9 protein-coding genes and 2 pseudogenes are annotated in these 19394 nt (G+C 62.2%); 4 read left to right on the top strand and 7 right to left on the bottom strand.

Annotation, left to right across the window (positions count from 1 at the left end):
- Positions 1 to 57: 57 nt before the first annotated feature.
- Positions 58 to 10584, bottom strand: a complete 10527-nt coding sequence (locus tag AB4P91_RS15215; protein WP_395603113.1) for an autotransporter-associated beta strand repeat-containing protein — start codon at positions 10582 to 10584, stop codon at positions 58 to 60.
- Positions 10585 to 11036: 452 nt separating this feature from the next.
- On the opposite strand from AB4P91_RS15215, the gene AB4P91_RS15210 reads away from it, so the two are divergent.
- The 3 genes from AB4P91_RS15210 (at position 11037) to AB4P91_RS15200 (ending at position 12665) form a co-directional block, all read left to right on the top strand.
- Positions 11037 to 11993, top strand: a complete 957-nt coding sequence (locus AB4P91_RS15210; protein WP_395603112.1) for a nucleoside-specific channel-forming protein Tsx — start codon at positions 11037 to 11039, stop codon at positions 11991 to 11993.
- Between the two features lie 132 nt (positions 11994 to 12125).
- A complete protein-coding gene (locus AB4P91_RS15205) occupies positions 12126 to 12353 on the top strand; it encodes a DUF6555 family protein (RefSeq protein ID WP_034154602.1) in 228 nt (75 codons plus the stop codon).
- Positions 12354 to 12392: 39 nt separating this feature from the next.
- A complete protein-coding gene (locus AB4P91_RS15200; protein ID WP_150592415.1) occupies positions 12393 to 12665 on the top strand; it encodes a hypothetical protein in 273 nt (90 codons plus the stop codon).
- Positions 12666 to 12688: 23 nt separating this feature from the next.
- Here the strand turns inward: AB4P91_RS15200 and AB4P91_RS15195 are convergent, their stop codons facing one another.
- From AB4P91_RS15195 to AB4P91_RS15185, 3 genes are all read right to left on the bottom strand, one after another.
- Positions 12689 to 12856 carry a metallothionein gene (locus AB4P91_RS15195; RefSeq protein ID WP_150592416.1) on the bottom strand — a complete coding sequence of 56 codons (168 nt, stop codon included), beginning with the start codon at positions 12854 to 12856 and terminating at the stop codon, positions 12689 to 12691.
- A 926-nt stretch (positions 12857 to 13782) separates the two neighbouring features.
- Positions 13783 to 14238, bottom strand: a complete 456-nt coding sequence (locus AB4P91_RS15190; RefSeq protein ID WP_150592417.1) for a DMT family transporter — start codon at positions 14236 to 14238, stop codon at positions 13783 to 13785.
- A 3-nt stretch (positions 14239 to 14241) separates the two neighbouring features.
- Complete coding sequence (locus AB4P91_RS15185; RefSeq protein ID WP_150592418.1) at positions 14242 to 14727, bottom strand: DMT family transporter; 486 nt, start codon at positions 14725 to 14727, stop codon at positions 14242 to 14244.
- A 112-nt stretch (positions 14728 to 14839) separates the two neighbouring features.
- Between AB4P91_RS15185 and AB4P91_RS15180 the strand changes: the two genes are divergently transcribed.
- Positions 14840 to 15781 (top strand): LysR family transcriptional regulator, encoded by a 942-nt coding sequence (locus AB4P91_RS15180; RefSeq protein ID WP_395603111.1) that lies wholly within the window; start codon positions 14840 to 14842, stop codon positions 15779 to 15781.
- Between the two features lie 246 nt (positions 15782 to 16027).
- On the opposite strand, the pseudogene AB4P91_RS15175 reads toward AB4P91_RS15180, so the two are convergent.
- The 3 genes and pseudogenes from AB4P91_RS15175 to AB4P91_RS15165 form a co-directional block, all read right to left on the bottom strand.
- Positions 16028 to 16621, bottom strand: a pseudogene (locus AB4P91_RS15175) (methyl-accepting chemotaxis protein); the annotation flags it as partial.
- 312 nt (positions 16622 to 16933) lie between these two features.
- A pseudogene (locus tag AB4P91_RS15170) lies at positions 16934 to 17710 on the bottom strand (cache domain-containing protein); the annotation flags it as partial.
- A 196-nt stretch (positions 17711 to 17906) separates the two neighbouring features.
- Positions 17907 to 19223, bottom strand: a complete 1317-nt coding sequence (locus AB4P91_RS15165) for a Na+/H+ antiporter family protein (RefSeq protein ID WP_395603110.1) — start codon at positions 19221 to 19223, stop codon at positions 17907 to 17909.
- Between the last annotated feature and the right edge of the window lie 171 nt (positions 19224 to 19394).

Genomic DNA, 19394 nt, shown 5'->3' with positions numbered 1-19394 from the left:
TTGCCCCTGCAAAAAAAACCGCCCTTTCGGGCGGTTAAAAGTGCTTTCGACCCTAAATCAGAAGCCAAGGCTGAAGCTGATCGTCATCGCATGATCGTTGTTGTCATCCGACAGTTGCCCCGAGTAGCCGATACCCAGTTTGCCGGTCGGGCTGATCTGGAAGTCCACGCCCGCTTCGACCAGCGCGCTGTCCTTGGCAATCGGTACGCCTTGGGTGCTGAACGAGGCGCCGCCGTCGATGAAGGTCAGGTCGGCATCAGGTTTGGTGTCACCAAACGCATGTCGCCAGCCCACTGCCGCGCGCGGGGTGAATTGCCCGCCGTTGGCCAGGGTGATGACTTTGCCGGCGCGCAGGCCGAGGGTGGAGAAGGTGATGTCCTGCTCGGCATCGGCCTTCAAGCGTCCCACGCCGCCTTTTTCCTTGGCCTTGTCGGTGTCGTAGTTGACGTAGGCCAGACCGGCGAACGGCTCCAGAGCAATGCCGGCAGCTTGCATTGTGTAACCGACTTCACCGAACACCTGAGCGCTGCGGGCGTCGTAATTGGCCTCCAGACGATCGTTGTAGGTCCCGACGCTGACATCGCGTTTGGTCTCGATGTCGTGCCAGCTGTAAGCCGCGCCGAGGCGCACTGCCAAAGCATCGAACTGGGAGTTGAGGTATGCCGCCAGGTGGTAGCTTTCGACCGTGGCATCCGAGCGACGATCATGCGCATCGAGGTCGCTGCGGGTGTAACCGGCGGCCATGCCCAGGCGCCATTGCTCATCGAGTTGCTTGTCGGTGCCGAGCATGAAGCCGCTGAGGTTGCGGTCGAGTTTGGCGCTGTTGCTGTCGCCATCCGACTCACCCCAGGCGCCAAGTGCGCGCGCCCAGCCGACCATCTCGCCGTGGCAACCGTTGCTGCTCAGTTGGTTGTCGCTTGGCGCCAAGGCACGGCGTGGATCATCCGGCGCACTGCACGAAGGCTGGCGCATGCGGTCGTTGACGGCTTCGCGCACGTAACGCGAATCCTCGAGGATCGCACTGGCGGTGCTGGCATGAATCTCCCCGGACAGGCTGTCGAAGGCATTGCGCGCACCCGCCGCACTGAGGTTGACGATTTCGTCCTGCAACGCCGCGCCGGCCGCACCGTTGCGCGACAACGCCGAAGCGCTGTTGCGCTGGTTGCCCGTGGCGGCGACGTCGGCGAACGAGTCGTTGTTGCGGCTCACCACCAGGTTTACCGCGTTGGCGCCGTACACCAGCGCCGAGTCGAGGAACGCGTACTGCGGCAGATCCGCAGCGTTGAAGGTACCGATGACACCACCGCCCGCTGTGATCAGCGAATACGTGGTGTTGCCGGTGAACGGCGCCAGAGCGTTCACTTGCAACCCGCCCCCCAGCGTCGCAGTGCCGCCGACAGCCAAAGGCGTCGCGGTCGGCGAGCTGACCGTCAGCGCCAGCACACCGCTGGAAGCATTGGTCAGGTTGCCGGCGACACTCAACGTGCCCGCCTCGGCCCCGGATTGCACCACGCCATTGTTGACCACCGAACCGACGCTGCCGTTACCGCTGAGCGCAGCGCCGCTGGCAACAGTGACCTGCCCTCCCAACGAGGCCTGAGCAGCGCGGCTGCCGACTTGCAGCACGCCTTGATCGACCGCTACGGTGCCGCTGAACGGGTTATCACCGGTCAACAGCAAGGTGCCGGTACCACGTTTGGCCATGGCGCCGAGACCATTGAGGCGACCACTGAATCGCCCGTCCAGGTTCTGCTCAAAAACCAGCGAGGCGTTGTTGAGAATGTTGCCTTGCAGACTGGTGCTATTACCGACCAGCGTACCGCCACTGATCGTGGTGCCACCGCTATAAGTGTTGGCACCACTCAGTACCAGAGTGCCAGAATCAAGCTTCTCGATACCCCCCGTGCCCACCAGCGGTACGCTGATTTCCGTGCTCGCACCGGCATTCACCCGCACTGGTGCGAGGCTGCCATCCGCGCCGTTGACCGGGGTCAGCGTGCCGCCAGCAGCGGGTACCAGGCTGTAACCGGCCGCGAGGAACTGCACACCGGTGAAGTTCTGATTGCCCTGAACGGTGACCGTGCCGCCCTGCCCGCCGAAGACGGCGAATTGTCCGTTGGCGCCGAGTGCCTGAGTGCCGCTTGGATCAGTCCAGTTGGTACCCGGCCCCCACACACCACTGCCGCCACCGATGCTGCCATCAGGATTGGTGGTGCCGCCGTTCCAGAACTGCACCTCACCCGGCGAGTCTTGCACCAGCAGATTGATCTGATTGGCAATGGCGGTTTGCAGGGTCAGGTTGGACTGCGCAACCGGCAGGCTGCCGTAGACCAGACCGTTGTCGGTCAGGCTGCCGCCGTAGCTGAACAGTTGATAGACGCCAGTGCCAAAACCACCGGCGTTGCTGATGTTCAGCGTGCCGTCGAGGGTCAGGTTGCCGGCGACATTGACCACCGTGGTCGAGCTGGCGGCAGACCCGAGGCTGAAGTCCAGATCAGTCCCCGAAGACAACGCCAACGCACCGACCGACAGCGGCGTCGTCGTGCTGCCACCGGCCAGCGTCGCGCCGTCGGCCAGTTGCAGTGAACCGCCCAACTGACCGGCACCGCCAATCTGCGCCCCGCTGGCGACGTTGACGTTGGCGCTGTTGAGCACACCGTTGACGGTCAACGTGCCGGCCTGCACGGAGGTGTTGCCGGTGAAGCTGTTGTTGCCGGTCAGCAGCAGTTGGCCGCTGCCGGTTTTGTTCAGCGTGCCAGTACCGGTGAGGTTGCCGGTGTAGCTGCCGTCGGCGTTTTGCTGGAAGGTCAGCGCCGCGTTGTTGGCGATCGCACCTTGCAGGCTGCTGGTGTCGCCTCGAGTGCTACCGCCGTTCAGCGTGGTGCCACCGCTGTAGGTGTTGGCGCCACTGAGCACGAGTTCGCCCGTACCGTTTTTCACCAGACTGCCAGTGCCGGTGACCGCGCCGATCAGCGTGGTGTTCTGGTTGCCGGCCAGCGTCAGCTCGGCGCCCAGGTTGATGGCGTTGGCCAGTTGCAGCGCCGAGGTGCTGTCCAGCGTGCCGTTGCCGAGCACACTCAATGCACCGCTGCTGATTGCGCTGTTGTTGCCGAGAACCAGCGTGCCGCCACTCAGTTGGGTGCCACCGGAGTAAGTATTGCTGCCATTGAGCGTCAGGCTCGAAGCTCCGGTTTTGATCAAACTGCCGCTGCCGCTGACGACGCCACCGAGGGTCAAGGCGTTGGAGCCGGCGACGCTCAATCCTCCGTTGAGCACCACGTCATTGCCGAGTCTGACGGCGGTGTTGCTGCCGAGCGCAGTGCCGTTCGCTGCTGTTAACACACCCGTGCCGAGCGCCGCATTGTTGCCAACGACAATCGTGCCGCCATTGAGCGCGGTGCCGCCGGTGTAGCCGTTGGCAGCGTTGAGCACCAGGGTGCCGGTGTCATATTTGCCGAGTGTGCCTGCGCCGTTGAGCGCTACACCGACGGTTGCCGTGGCATTCGGATCGACGCGCACCGAGGCGTTGCCCAGCGAACCGTTGACCAGATTCAGCGATCCCGCCGTGCCGTTCTGCAGGCTGTAGCCATCGGTGACGAACTGCATGCCGGTGAGGGTTTGCGCGCCGTCGACCGTAACCGTGCCCGCCGCGCCCTGGAACACCGCAAAGTTGCTGGTCCAGCCCTGATGGGTGGTGCCGTTGACATCGGTCCAGTTCGTGGTTCCGGTGCCCCAGGTACCGTTGCCACCGTCGACCGTGCCGTTGGCGACCAGTTGGTTACCGTCCCAGAACTGCACGGTGGCGGCTGGCGCGGTGACCAGCAGGTTGAGCTGATTGGCCTGCGCGGTCTGCAGTTGCAGATCGCCGACTGAGACGCTGCCCGGCACGCTGCCGATGAGCATGCCGTTGTCGATCAGGCCACCGGTGTAGTTGATCAGGCGATACACGCCGCTGCCAAAACCTCCGATGTCGCTGACATTGAGTGTGCCATCAAGGGTCAGGTTGCCGCCGACGTTGACCAGCGCGTTACCGCCACCCGACACCGGCGCACCGAGGCCGACATCGAAGCTGGAGTTGCCGCCAAACACCAGGGAATCCACCGCCAAGGTGCTGCCGGTGACACCCGCCAGATGTCCGCCATCGGCCACGGTCACCGCACTGGTCAACGTGCCGCTGCCGCCGAGTGTGCCGCCGTTGTTGACCAACACATTGGCGCTGGCCAGCGAACCGTTGACCTGCAAGGTGCCCGCGTTGACGTTAGTGTCGCCCGTGAGGTCGCTGATGCCGCTCAGGGTCAGGCTGCCAGTGCCGAGTTTGGTCAGCCCGCCGTCACCGCTGAGGATGCCGGCGAACGTGCTGCTGAGGTTATTGCTGCCCAGGCTCAGCGTGTTGCCGGTGCCGACCAGCGCAGTGCCGCTACCCGTCAGGCTGGCGAGACTGCCCGATGCGCCGAGATTGAGGGCTGCGCCAGCACCGAGGTTGACCGTCGCATCATTGCCCAGCGCTGCACCGCTCAGGGTGGTGAGGCTGCCGGACTGCACATCGAAGGTCCCGCTGAACGTGTTGTTGCCGCTCAACGCCAGGTCGGCCAGGCCGTTTTTGCTCAACGTTCCGGCCCCGGCAACCACGCCGCCCAGGGTCAGGTTGTTGTTACCGGCCAAGGCCAGATTCGCGTTGACGTTGACGTCGTTCGCCAGCACCAGCGGCGAGCTGTTGTCGAGGGTCGACGCGCCAGCCACGTTCAGTGCGCCGGAGCCCAAGGCCGCAGCGGTGCCAAGCGTCAGGGTGCCGGCATTCAAGGTGGTGCCGCCGGTAAAAGTATTGATGCCGTTGAGGGACAGGTTCGACGCGCCATCCTTGATCAGTCCGCCCGCGCCGCTGACTCCACCGGCGAGCGTCAGGTTGTTGCTGCCGGTGTTGCTCAGGTTGGCGTTGAGCACGAGGTTGTTGCCCAGGCTCAGCGCACTGTTGCTGTCCAGCGCCGAAGCGCCGGCCACGGTGAGGTTGCCCAGCCCCAGCGCCGAGTTGCTGCCGGCAGTCAGGGTGCCGGCGCCCAGGGTGATGCCGCCAAGGAAGTTGTTGTTGCCGCTCAGGGTCAGGTTGGCAGCGCCGGTTTTGCTCAGGCTGCCCGCACCATTGATCGTGCCGGCAAGCGTCAGGTCTGCCGTGCCGCCAATGCCGAGGTTACCCGCCAGATTGACCGCGTTACTCACCGAAACCCCGGTGACGGCATCGAGCGTGGTGCCGCCCGCCGCGTTCAGGGTGCCGGAACCCAGCGCCGCGTTCGACGCCAGAATCAGTCCGCCGGCATTCAACGCGACCGGGCCGAGGAAGGCATTGTTACCGCCGAGCGTCAGGTTGGCCGCGCCGGTTTTGATCAGGCCGCCAGTGCCGCCGATCACGCCGTTGAGCGTCAGCGCATTGCTGCCGACCACCGTGAGGTTGCCATTAAGGGTCGCTGCGTTGCCGAGCGTCACCGCAGCATTGCTGTCCAGTTGCGTGCCGGCGTTGGCGGTCAGTGTGCCGCTGCCCAGCGCGGTGTTACTGCCAACGATGATCTTGCCGCCGTCCAGTTGCGTGCCGCCGCTGTAAGTGTTGGCGCCGTTGAGCACCAGGGTGCCGGTATCGAGTTTGTTGAGGATGCCGCTGCCATCGATATTGGCGCCGATGGTCGCGGTCACACCCGGATCAACGCGCAACGCGGTGGTCCCCCCGGTGCCGTTGACAGCGGTCAGTTGCCCCGCTGTGCCATTCACTACGTTGTAGCCATCGGTGAGGAACTGCATGCCGGTGAACGCTTGCGTGCCGTTGACCGTCACCGTACCCGCCGTGCCCTGGAATACCGCGAAGTCGCCCGCCCACGGTTGATTGACCAGACCGTTGGCATCGGTCCAGTTGGTACCAACCGCGTTCCAGATACCGCTGCCGCCGTCGACGACGCCGTTGGCAATGGTCTGGCTGCCATCCCAATAACGGATGTTCACGTTCGGTGCCGACACTTGAATGTTGATCTGATTGGCCACACCGGTTTGCACGATCAAGTCGCCGAGGCCGTAGCCGACCGGCACACCTGCGACATCCAGCCCCAGATCGGTCAGGGCACCGGTGTAGTTGAACAAGCGATACACACCGACCCCGAAACCTCCGGCATCGGTGACGTTGAGATTACCGTCGAGGGTGAGGTTGCCGCCGACGTTCATCAACGACGTGGTCGACGGTGTCCCCAGTGCCACATCAACATTGCTGCCGGCCGCGAGGGTCAGCGCACCGGCGGACAGTTGATTGCCCGAGGACAGCGCCAGATGGCCGCCGCTGTTGACGTTGACGGTACCGAGCGCCGAACCGGTACCGCTCAGGGTACCGCCGGTATTGACGTTGATCTGCGCGCTGGCCAGGGAACCGTTGAGATTCACAATGCCGCTGTTGATCGCGGTGTCGCCGGTGATGCCGTTGATCCCGGTGAGGTTCAAGGTGCCGGTGCCGACTTTGATCAGGCCGCCGCTGCCGCTGAGGTCGCCGTCGAACGTGCTGGTGACGTTGCCACTGCCGACGGTCAGCGTGTTGCTGCCGGTGAGCTGCACACTGCCGCTACCGGTCAGCGCGCCGAGGTTGGCGTCGCTGCCCAGATTCAGCCCGGCGCCGGCACTGATGTTGACGCCGGCGGTGCTGCCCAGCGCGTTGTTGTTCAACGTCGTGACGCTGCCGGACACAATGTTCAGCGCGCCGGTAAAGGTGTTGTTGCCGGCCAGGGTCAGGTCTGACAGGCCATTTTTGGTCAGGCTGCCGGCGCCGTCGATAACGCCGTTGAGGCTCAGGTCGTTGTTGCCCGCGACGGTCAGCCCGGCGTTCAACGTGATCGCATTGCCGATCCCGAAGGAAGCGCTGTTATCCAGCGTCGCTGCGCCACCGACGATCAACCCACCGCTGCCCAAACCGTTGGCATTGCCCAGCGTCAGGGTGCCGGCATTGAGCGCGGTGCCGCCGCTGAAGGTGTTATTGCCGTTGAGCGTCAGGTTGGCCGCGCCGTTCTTGATCAATTGGCCGGTGCCGCTAGCAATGCCGCCGAGGGTCAGGTTCTGCGTACCGCCGACCGTCAGTGCAGCATTGAGGGCGACAGCGTTGCTGAGACTGACCAGCGGCGAATTGCTGTCCAGCGTCGCCGCGCCCGCAACCGTCAGTGCGCCGGAACCCAGTGCCGAGCTGTTGCCGACGGTCAGCGTACCGGCGTTCAGGGTGGTGCCGCCGATGAAGTTGTTGGCCGCGTTGAGAATCAGATTGGCCGCGCCGTCTTTCACCAGACTGCCCGCGCCGCTGACCAGACCGGTCAGGGTCAGATCCGCCGTGCCGCCGATGTTCAAGGCACCGGCCAAGGCCACCGCGTTGTTCAGGCTCACGGCAGTATTGGCGTCCAGCGTGGTGCCTGCTGCCGCGTTCAATGTGCCGGCGCCCAGCGCGTTGTTGCTGCCGAGGATCAGTTTGCCGGTGTTCAGGGCGGTGTTGCCAAAATAGGTGTTGGCGCCGTTGAGGGTCAGGTCGGCGGCGCCGTTCTTGACCAGCCCACCGATCCCGGCGACCACGCCGTCGAGGGTCAGCGCCTGGGTGCCGCCCAGAGTCAGCGTGCCGCCGAGGTTGACGTTGTTGGCCAGGGTTGCTGCGGTACCCGCGTCCAGCGTGGTGCCGTTCGCTGCGTTCAAGCTGCCCGTACCCAATGCGGTGCTGGAACCGACGATCAGCGAACCGGCGTTCAGCGCCGTGGTACCGGTGTAGCTGTTGGCGCCGTTGAGGGTCAGGCTCGACGCGCCCGTCTTGATCAATCCGTTGCCGCCACTGATCACGCCGTCGAGGGTCAGCGCGTTGGCGCCGCCAGCGGTGAGGTTGGCGTTGAGGTTGATCGCGTTGTTCAGGGTCAGCGCGGAGCTGCTGTTGAGGGTGCCCGCCCCGGCCACGGTCAGTGCGCCAGTGCCGAGTGCTGCGCCATTGCCGACCGTCAGGCTGCCGGCATTCAGCGTAGTACCGCCAGTGAACGTGTTAGCGCCGCTCAGGGTGAGGTTGGCTGCGCCATTCTTGAGCAACTGACCGGCGCCGTTGATCACGCCGGAGAGGGTCAGGCCGCTGCTGCCGCCGAGGGTCAGGACACTGCTGTTGAGGTTGACGTTATTGCTCAGGTTGACGGCGGTGTTGCTGTCCAGTGTTGAAGCATCGATGACGTTCAGCGCACCGCTGCCCAACGCAGCCGCATTGCCCACGGTGAGGGTGCCGGCGGCCAGCGTGGTATCGCCGAGATAGGTGTTGGCGCCGTTGAGAATCAGGTTAGTGAAGCCGCGTTTGGTCAGCCCGCCACTGCCACTGATAACGCCGCCGAGGGTCAGGTCAGCGCTGCCACGGACTTCCAGATCGCCACTCAGGGAAACGGCGTTGGTCAATGCGACCGCGGTGCTGGCATCAAGCTTGGTGCCTGCCGCGGTCGTCAAGGCCCCCGTACCCAGCGCAGTGTTGGAGCCGACAATCAGCGTGCCGGCATTGAGCGCAGTACCGCCAGCGAAGGTGTTGTTGCCGCTAAGGGTAAGGTCCGCCGTGCCGTTCTTGATCAGATTGCCGGCGCCGCTGACGACGCCACTCAGACCCAATGCCTGCGTGCCGCCGAGGGTCAGCCCTCCCGCCAGCGCTACGGCATTGGCGAGCGTCACGGCCGTGGTCGCGTCCAGCGTGGTGTTGGCCGCCGCGTTCAAGGCGCCAGTGCCGAGCGCGGTGTTGCTGCCGACAAACAGGCTGCCGGCGTTGAGCGCGGTGTTGCCGGCGTTGGTGTTGTTGCCGGTCAGCGTCAGGCTGGCGCTGCCGCTTTTGGTGATGGCGCCGGTGCCGGACAAAATGCCGCCCAGGGTCAAGGCATTGCTGCCGAGCACGTTCAGCGCGCCAGTCATGGCGATGTTGTTGGCCAGCGTGACGTTGGCGGTGCTGTCGAGGCTGGTGCCGGCAGCCGTGTTCAGTGCGCCGCTGCCCAGCGAATTGTTGTTGGTCACCAGCAAACTGCCGGCGCTCAGGGTGGTCGTGCCGGTGTAACCGCTGTTGGCGCCGCTGAGGGTCAGGCTGCCGGTGCCGGTTTTAGTCAGCCCGCTTGCGCCGCTGATCAGGCCGCCGAGGGTCAGCGCTCCCGTGCCGCCAGCCGTCAATGTGCCGCCGAGGTTGATGGCGTTGTTCAGGCTGATCGTGCCGGGGGCGCTCACGGTAGTTGCGCCGGTCACATTGAGGGTGCCGGTACTGAAAGCCTGATTGTTGCTGACCTGTACCGTGCCGCCGTTGAGCGCGGTGTTGCCCAGATAGGTATTGGCCGCGCTGAGGTTCAACTGGCCGGCACCGACCTTGGTCAGGCCACCGCTGCCGGAAATCACCCCGCTCAGCGTGGTGGCGTTGGTGCCTTGCACCGTGACACCGCCAGCGCCCAACGAGATCAGATTGCTGACGTTCAACCCGGCGTTGCTCGCCTGCAAAATCCCGCCGTTGGAGGTGATCACCCCGCTGCCAAACGTGGCGTTGTTGTTGAACTGGGCGACGCCGCCATTGAGCGTGGTCGCGCCACTGACCAGTGGCCCCTGCAAGGTCCAGGTGCCGCTGTTGATGGTCAGGTTGTTGAAGTTGACGTAGGTGGCGCTCGACGCTGTGCCGACTCCTGTAGTGCCACCGCCAACGCCGATCGGGTTTTGCAGGATCAGGCTGTTGGTACCGCCTGCGCCGCCATCGACGGTGCCGGTCGGGGCGAAGGTCAGGTTGATGCCGATCAGACCACCGAGCCCCACCGAAACCTGAATACCGTCACCGACCTGAACCGAAGAACCGGTAATCGCCGTGAACGTGTTGGTACTGCTTGCGCCCATCGACACGCCGCCGGTAATTGCGCCAGCGTTGGTGAACGTATTGCCCGCGGCCGACGTCTCGAACGCGATCCGGCCGTTGATGACGCCGGTGCTGCTGTTGGTCATGTTGACCTGCGAGCCGCCGTAGACGCCGACCACCGGCGTATCGGCCAGGGTAATGCCGCCCACCGACAAGCCGGTCGAGGTAATGGTGCCGTTGTTGGTGATGCTGGTGGTACCGGCCGCAGCGTTGTTCACGCTGAGGGCGAGGCCATCGAGGCTGGTCAGGTTGAGCCCAAGGAGCATGCCGGTGCCGCGCATGATGCCGCTGGCATTATTGAGCACGCTTACCGTGCTGGTGGCGCCAGTGCCGATGAAGGCGCCGCCGCTCAACACCGAAACCAGGCCCAGCAACGCCGGGTCAAGCGTGCCTGAGTTGTTGAGGGAGATATTCACCCCGGTCAGGTCCATCACGTGGCCACCGAGGGTCGCGTTCATCTGCGCCCCGCTGTTGACGTTGACCGTGAGGCCGTTGGTAGCGCTGCTGAAGTTGTTAAGAAACAGCGGCAGGCTCGGCACGCCGGTACAGGTCACTGTGGAACCGGCGGTGGAGCAAGTGGCCAGCGCCGGAGTGCTCACCGCACCGAACAACAGTCCGGCGACGCTCAAGTGCACAGCAAGGGAAAGAGGGGAAAAACGCGAAACGAGGGCGACACCGGATCTTACTTCCACAGGCTACTCCTTGTCGTGGCCAATTCTTCCTTGAAGGGCGTGCGGGATCGGGCTTGTTCCTCACGCGAATCAAGACTGCGACGGTCATCGCAAAACCGTTGATTGCTGACAAAGCTAGTAGAGCCGCGGAAATGGGTGCGGATTAAATGGTGTTAATACTTTAATACTAGGCCCTCTGAACCGGGGGTTTGAGGCTGTGAATATTGGAGCTTCGACTACGAGCCATTCTTCAGTGGGAGCCAGCCTGCTCGCGAAAACGGTGTACCCGAAGAGGATGTATTGGCTGACTTAATCCCTTCGCGAGCAAGTTCGCTCCCACAGTGATCTTCGGCGCAGCAATGAAACTGGTACGGCTTATGCAAACGTTTGCGAGCCGTCAATCACGGCATTTTCGCCACACATCCGCCAGGCCCGCAGATTCCGGGCCTTGATCCGCAAAAAAAGGACTTTGCATGCACGTCGCTTCCCTTCTCCGCACCCCCCTCGCGCGCACGTTTGCTGTTTCCTTGCTACTGACTGGCGTTACCGGAGTTCTCAGTCCAAGCGCATTTGCGCAACCGGCCCTGCCCGAGTCCGCCCAGGGCGAAACCCTCAGCCCCGACGCCAGCCCGCCGAAAAAAGGCGCGTACCTGTCGGACTGGTACAACCAGGACCTGACCCTGATCGGCAGCAAAGACATCAGCTTCGGCCCGCAACCGGCTGACGACATCTACCTGGAATATGAATACTTCGGGCGCAAGGGCCCGTTCGAACTATACGGCTATATCGACGTGCCGAAGATCTTCAACATCGGCAACAGCCACGACAAAGGCGTATGGGACCACGGCTCGCCGGTGTTCATGGAGCACGAACCGCGGATTTCCATCGACTACCTCGCCGGCCGCAGCCTGGCCATCGGCCCGTTCAAGGAATGGTATGTCGCCTTCGACTGGATCTACGACCACGGCAGCCGCAAAGAAAATCGTGCCAACACCCTCTACAGCGGTTTCGGCACCGACATCGACACTCATTCGCGGGTCAACCTGTCGGCCAACCTGTACGGGCGTTACCAGTGGGAAAACTACGGCGCGAGCAACGAATATTCCTGGGACGGCTACCGCGCGCAACTCAAGTACATCATCCCCATCGACAAATTCAGTAACGGCGCCTCGCTGACCTACATCGGCTTCACCAACTTCGATTTCGGCTCCGACATCCACAAAGACAACCCGGCACGCACCGCCAACGCGACGGTGGCGACCAACGTGTTGCTCTACGCGTTCACCCATTTGCGCTTCACCCTGGTCGGGCGTTATTTCCATAACGGCGGCAACTGGGAGGATGGCAGCGAGCTGAATTTCGGCGACGGCAATTTCCGCGCGCGTTCGAATGGTTGGGGGTATTACGCAGGGATCGGGTATCAGTTCTGACCTGTAAATGACCACTGGATCGCAGCCATCGGTAACGCCCATCAGATCGGGGTAGATACCGTCGGACAATCCGAGTGAATTTTCCCGGTGCGCCGCGATCCTTCTATTACCACAGGGAGGAATACGGGCTTTATGAACAACGCAAAACTTTACGTCATCGACTACACCCTTCACGGCACGCCCAAGTCCTTCATTATCCGCTCGGACAAGATGGACAACGCCGAGGCTTGGCATTGGGCGAGCTGCGATGCAGGGGTAGGTCGGATCCCGCGATTCGGCCGGGAAAAGGTGCAGAAGACCAGTAAACCAATGGCGGAAAAATTTGGCGTGGAAAACGTCGTCTGGCGACCGACCAGCTAAGCTGCGCACAGTGATCGACATCATTCGGGGGAAAGCACAATGACCCACCTCATGAGCCCGGCACATCTGGATTACGGCCTGGACAGCTTGTTCGGGCGTATCACCAAAAGTGTCGACTGCCCGGTAGGACTTGAAGCCGTCGAAGATGATCCGTTTCGCTTCGCGCTGAGGGTGCCGGCACCGTTGCCTGAAGATCTTGATCAGGCGAAAACCGTCGTGGTCAGGGTTGACGGTCGATTGCTACAAGGTACGGTGCGCCATACCGAGCGGCTGGAAGATGACAGCCTGAAACTGGAAGTGGAGCCTGATTAGGCTCCACTTTTTTATGGGTACGTTTACTTGGGATGCGCGCACTGGCAGCCCTTGCTTGAACATTCCTCGCCCCCCTTGTGGTGGTGGGCGCAGGCCTCGCAGCAGTAGTGCTTGCCGTGCACAGCGTACGCATGCTCGCCGTCTTTGAGGGTGCATTTACATCCGGGACAATCGCATTTTCTATCAGGCATGGGACAGACTCTTTGGGTTGTGGTTGTCTGAGGCTTGAATGCAAGCCGTAAACACAAGTGTAGGAGCTGCTGCAGGCTGCGATCTTTTGATTTTGGGAGTTGTGAGCATATCCGTTGTTGCGGGTGCTGCCGCTGGCGGTTTCGCTCTTACAGCGAGTCACTTTTCCAGACGCCGAAAAGTAAGCAAAAGGCTTTGCCCCCGGCGTACGGCACTTCGCTGAGGCTCAGTGTTCCCTCGCTACGGTGTCCATCCGGGGGCATCGCTTTCGGTTTGCTTCGCTGCACCTCCTTTCGATGGATGCGGCTTCGCCGCACGGCGCTGCGCGCCTAACCCCCGGATGAACACCTCCGCTCGGCCTGCCGATGGGGGCTAAGAGCAAGAGCAACATCAAAAGCCAGATCAAGAGCCCCTCACCCTAGCCCTCTCCCGGAGGGAGAGGGGACTGATCGAGGTGATTGGGAGAAGTACACCGACGTGAAATACCGAGTCACACTCCAATTTTGAAAAGCGCAAAAATCGGCCCCCTCTCCTCGGGGAGAGGGCTGGGCGGGCGGCGTTCCGATGAGGGGCGAACCCACCACAAAACCAAAGCCAACCGCACCGCCCTCCCACCACTCAACACAATGAGCGTTAGCTCGAGTGCAGCTCTTGATCTCGAAGGCCCGTCGGAAGGCTGAGTGGAGGGATTCATCCGGGGAGAACATCGAAAGGAGGTGCAGCGAAGCAAACCGAAATCGATGCCCCGGATGGATCCCGGAGCGAAGGAACCCCGAGCCCCAGCGAGTGGGCCGGACGTCAGGGCAAAGCCTTTTGGGTTACCTTTTCGCTGGGCCGGCACTCCGGAGTCTGGAAAAGGTGACTCGCCGTAAGGGCGAAACCCTAAGCAGCCCTCACCGCAGCAACGGATATGTACTCAGTCAGTAAATCAATCAACCCCACGAACACTACTGCGATACATAAAAACCAAAGCCAACCCCAAACAAACCATCGCCAACACCCGACTGGAAGAAAGCTCAATCGCCGGATTCCCCAACCAGCCAAAATTATCAATCAACATCCCCATCCCAAGCTGTCCGACAATGACAGCCACAGTCGCCACAGCCGTCCCCACGACAGGCACCGCGCCCACCATCACCATCATGTAAACCACCCCAAACAGCGCCCCCATCAACTGCCACTTGGGCACATCCAGCAGACTCACCGGCTGCGCCGGCTCAAAGAACAAAATCAACAACCCGGTCACCACCGCGCCCACCACAAACGTCAGCAAACTGCTGCGCAATACACCAACGGTTTCACCCAAACGCCCATTGATCGCCGCCTGCACACTCAACACTGCGCCGGCCAACACCACCACTGCCAACAAAATAATCAGACTCATCACTCACCCCCGCGCAATCAAAACCAATGCCACCACAATCAACCCCAACGCCAGCCAGCGCTCAGCGTTAACTTTCTTGCGCGTCGCCCCGAACCAACCAAAATGATCGATCAACACGCTCTTGCCGACCTGTCCGGACAGAATCGCGATCATCGTCATCGCAATGCCGATATGCGGCGTCGCCAACGTCAAAACCACCACATACATCGGTCCCAGAAAACCACCGATCAATTGCCAGCGTGGCAGATCGGTAAACGCAGGGCCCTTTTGCGGGCCGGCGAACAACAGCAGCAAAAACAGAATCGCCGAGCCGACACCAAAGATGCTCAAGGTCGCCCACAAATGCCCGACCTGCACCCCCAACGGCCCGAGCAAGCCCGCCTCCACTGATAAACCCATGCCCGCCAGAATCACCAGCGGCAGCAACAACAAACGCAACCACGGCCTGGCTACTGGCGCGCTAACACTCACCTCATCCAACGTCTGCATAACCAAAACCTGTGCAAGTAAACGATGGCGCGGATTATCGGCTGGCTTCGCTGTGCGATAAATGGGAGCATCCGGACAACACTTTTGCGTAACTCGCACAGCAGGACGACCCATGCACGGGCTCAATGAACTCGGATTCAAGGCACTCAGGCTGTTTGTCGCAGTGCTCGACCACGGCAGCTTCTCCGAAGTCGCCCGCCGCGAGGGCGTGGCGCCCTCCTCCATCTCGCGGCAAATCCAGTTAATGGAACAGGCGCTGAACCAGCAATTGCTCTATCGCCACACTCGCGCAGTCACGCCGACCGAAGCCGGGCGCATGCTCGGCCACCACGCGCGGCTGGTCCTGGTGCAACTGGAAGAAGCCGAACAAGCCTTGCAGGAACAGCAAAGCGAACCCACCGGCCTTGTGCGGATCAACGCCCCGGTGGTGTTTGGTCAACGGCATCTGACGCCGTGGCTCGGTCAGTTGTGCGCGCGTTATCCCAAGCTGCAACTGGACATCCAGCAAACCGACCATTACGTCGACCCGTTGCAGGAGGGTGCAGACCTGCTGTTTCGCATCGGCCCGCTACAGGATTCGAGCATGCAGGCGCGGATAATTGCGCCGCACCGCTTTCAGGTCGCGGCCAGCCCGGCCTACCTGAAACGTCAAGGCGCGCCGCAGCATCCCGACGATCTTGCGCACCATCAATGTCTGGCCTACAAAGGCGCGACCGGCCAGCAGCGTTGGTTTTTCCGTCAGGATCAAGGCGACTGGACGCCCTATTCGGTGAGGGGTGCGATCACCGGCAACCACGCCGACACGCTCACCCAGGCGGCCGAACAGGGGCTGGGGCTGGTGATGTTTCCGTCATGGCTGATTGGTGAAGCAGTGCGCGAAGGCACGCTGGTGCCGGTGCTTGGGGAGTATCAGGTGTCGAACAGCCTGGAACCGCAGCAGATCGCGGTGCTGTGGCCGGGGAGCCGGCGGTTGTCGGTGAAGGTGCGGACGGTGATTGATTTCTTTGTCGAGTGTTTTGGCGAAGTGCCTTATTGGGACAGCCCCTCGCCCTAGCCCTCTCCCGGAGGGAGAGGGAACTGATTGGGGGATGCTGCAGAAGAACACCGACCTGAACGAACTGTTGTGAATCCATCATCGACCAGACCTGAAGAAAGCGGTGAATCCATCATCGACCAGACCTGGAGACTCAGCGGTGAATCCATAATCGACCAGATCTCTCAGGTCGATGTATGACGCAAGTCACCTCGGTCAGTCCCCTCTCCCTCCGGGAGAGGGCTAGGGTGAGGGGCTGTTGGGCGCTCAGATGCGGAACTGCCCGACAAGGCTGCCCAACCGCTGGCCAAGATCCGCCAGACTGCGCGACGTCTGCGCGCCCTGCTGCGTTTCATCTGCCACGCTATCCACCGCCACTGCAATCTGATGCACGCTGCGGTTGATCTCTTCGGCCACCGCCGTTTGCTCCTCGGCAGCGCTGGCAATCTGCGCGTTCATCGAGTTGATGGTCGCAATCAATTCCGCCATCGCATCCAGCGACGCCCCGGCCTGATTGGCCTGCGCCGATGTACCGTCACCCGCCTCACTGGAGCGGCGCATCGCCTCGACCGCCGCTTGCGTGCCCGCCTGCAAACGATCGATCATCGCCTGAATTTCCTGGGTGCTGATCTGCGTACGACTGGCCAGCGCGCGCACCTCATCCGCCACCACTGCAAACCCACGCCCGGCCTCACCGGCCCGCGCCGCTTCAATTGCCGCGTTCAGTGCCAGCAGGTTGGTTTGCTCGGCAATCGAACGGATCACCCCGAGCACACCGACAATCGAACTGACGTCCTGTTGCAGGCTATCGAGCGACACGCCGCTGCTGCGGATGTCATCGACCAGCGCATGAATCTGTTTGATGCTGCCCGCCACCACGCGTTTGGCGCTCTGGCCTTCTTCGTCGGTCTGCTGGGCGGCGACGGCGGCGTTCTGCGCGCTCTTGGCGACTTCCTGGGCGGCGGCGGACATTTCGTTGATCGCGGTGGCGACCTGATCGGTCTCGTGGCGTTGACGCTCCATCGCCTGATCCGAACGCTGGGCCTGATCGGAGACCTGCGTCACCAGCCCGGTCAGTTGTGTGGTCATCTCGGTGATCTGCCGCACCAGACCGTGAATCTTGTCGACGAAGCGATTGAACGAGCCGGCCAGTTCACCCAGTTCGTCCTGGCTGGTGATGTTCAGGCGTCGCGTCAAATCGCCCTCGCCCGCCGCGATATCGTCGAGGTTGGCTTTCATCTGGGTCAGCGGACGCAAAATGGTATTGGCCAGCAGCATCCCCACCGCTGCAATCACCAGCAGCACCACCACCGCCACGCCGACGATGCTCAGCACCACGCCTTGCATGCGTTCCTGCACCTGCGTTTCGACCAGCGCCACTTGCGCTTCGATGCCGTCGAGGTTGACCGAAGTACCGACCGCCATGTCCCACTTCGCCAGGTATTCGGTGTAGCCGAGTTTCGGCACCAGCACCTTCGCATTGCCCGGCAGCGGCGAGCTGTATTGCAGGTAATGCGTGCCGTCCTTCGCCACTTTCACCAGACCGAGGTTGACGTAAACGCCGTTCGGGTCGCGGTTGTCCTTGAAGCTTTTGCCCACGCCGTCGGGATCGTTGGCCTTGAACAGGCGCACGGTCTCGGAGTCGTAACCGAAGAAGTAGCCGTCCTTGCCATAGCGAATCCCCGACAGCAGTTTGATCGCCTGCGCGCGCGCCGCTTCATCGCCGGGGGCGGCAGCGTCGTAGAGCGGTTTGATCGTGGTCATGGCCACGGCGACGTAACTTTGCAGAGTGGCTTTGGCGTCGCCGAGCAGGCGCTCGCGCGTCTGTTCGACCTCTTCGCGCGCCTGTTTCTGAAGAATGAACAGCGTGGTCAGGCTGATGACCAGCGCAAAGAGCAATACCGGGAGGACGGCAAGGGAGAGGACTTTAGCCTTGAGGCTCAGACGCATTGGGGGGCTCACTCTTTTGGTTTTATTGGCGTGGTTAAAGGCTTTAACGGCACGCCATAACAAAAGTTGAGCAAAGGAATCACCACGCCCCCTGTGGGAGCGAGCTTGCTCGCGAAGGCGTCGTGTCAGTCAGCCTTTATGCCGCTGATTCACCGCTATCGCGAGCAAGCTCGCTCCCACAGGGGCCACGTGATGATCAGAGGATCATCGCGGCCACCCAGCCGAACGCCAGCAAAGGCAGGTTGTAGTGCAGGAAAGTCGGCACCACGGTGTCCCAGATATGGTGATGCTGGCCGTCGATGTTCAGGCCAGAGGTCGGGCCCAGGGTCGAGTCCGAGGCAGGCGAACCGGCATCGCCCAGCGCACCGGCAGTGCCGACAATGCAGACGATGGCCAACGGGCTGAAGCCCAGTTGCACGCACAGCGGCACGAAAATCGCCGCCAGAATCGGCACCGTGGAAAACGACGAACCGATGCCCATGGTCACCAGCAACCCGACCAGCAGCATCAACAGCGCACCCACGCCCTTGCTGTGATTGATCCACGACGCCGACGATTCGACCAGGGTCTGGACCTGCCCAGTGGCCTTCATCACTTCGGCGAAACCCGAGGCAGCGATCATGATGAAGCCGATCATCGCCATCATCTTCATGCCTTCGGTGAACAGATCATCGGTGTCGCGCCATTTGACGATGCCCGACACCGAGAAGATCAGAAAGCCCACCAGCGCGCCGATAATCATAGAGTCGAGCAGCAACTGCACGACGAACGCTGCGGCAATCGCCACGCCAGCAATCATCAGGCTTAGCGGGTTGTACTGCACCGCTGCTTGCTCGACCTGCTCGATCTTCGCCAGGTCGTACACGCGCCGCTTGCGGTAGCTGATGAAGGCTATCGCCAGACCGAACACCATGCCCAGCGCCGGAATGCCCATGGCGTGGGTGACGTTGATGCCACTGATGTCGACGCCGCTGCGTGCAACGTTGGCCAGCAGGATTTCATTGAGGAAGATGTTGCCGAAACCCACCGGCAGAAACATGTACGGCGTGATCAGACCGAACGTCATGACGCAGGCGATCAAGCGGCGGTCGAGTTGCAGCTTGGTCAGTACATAAAGAAGCGGCGGCACCAGCAACGGAATGAACGCAATGTGGATCGGCAGGATGTTCTGCGAGGCAATCGCCACCACCCACAACAGGCCGATCAGCAGCCATTTGACGTTGCCGCCACCGGTACTGTGCTGGCGGTCGACCATCGCCAGCGCCTTGTCGGCCAGCGCATGGGCCAGGCCCGACTTGGCAATCGCCACGGCGAAAGCGCCGAGCAATGCGTAGGACAACGCCACCGTCGCCCCGCCGCCCAAGCCGCTGTTGAACGCCTTTAGCGTGGCATCGATGCCCAGACCACCGGTCAGGCCGCCAACCAGCGCGCCGACGATCAAAGCGATCACCACGTGCACGCGGGACAGGCTGAGAATCAGCATGATGCCAACCGCCGCTATGACTGCATTCATTTCACTACCTCAAAAAACACTGCGGTGGAAAACCGACCGCCAGACAGGATGAGCCCGCCAAAGGTTAACCGGCGGATTGCAAAGAGGGTCTTATTAGAAGGGCGCGCACTGTGAATGAAGCCGCGACAAGCTGCAAGCTTTTGCGTTTTTTCGCTTGCAGCGTGCGGCTGG

Origin of the sequence: Pseudomonas sp. B21128 (assembly GCF_044218865.1) — a bacterium.
Lineage (GTDB): Bacteria > Pseudomonadota > Gammaproteobacteria > Pseudomonadales > Pseudomonadaceae > Aquipseudomonas > Aquipseudomonas iridis.
The sequence above is the reverse complement of the archived record's forward strand: the minus strand, read 5'-3'. Positions and strand labels throughout refer to the sequence as shown.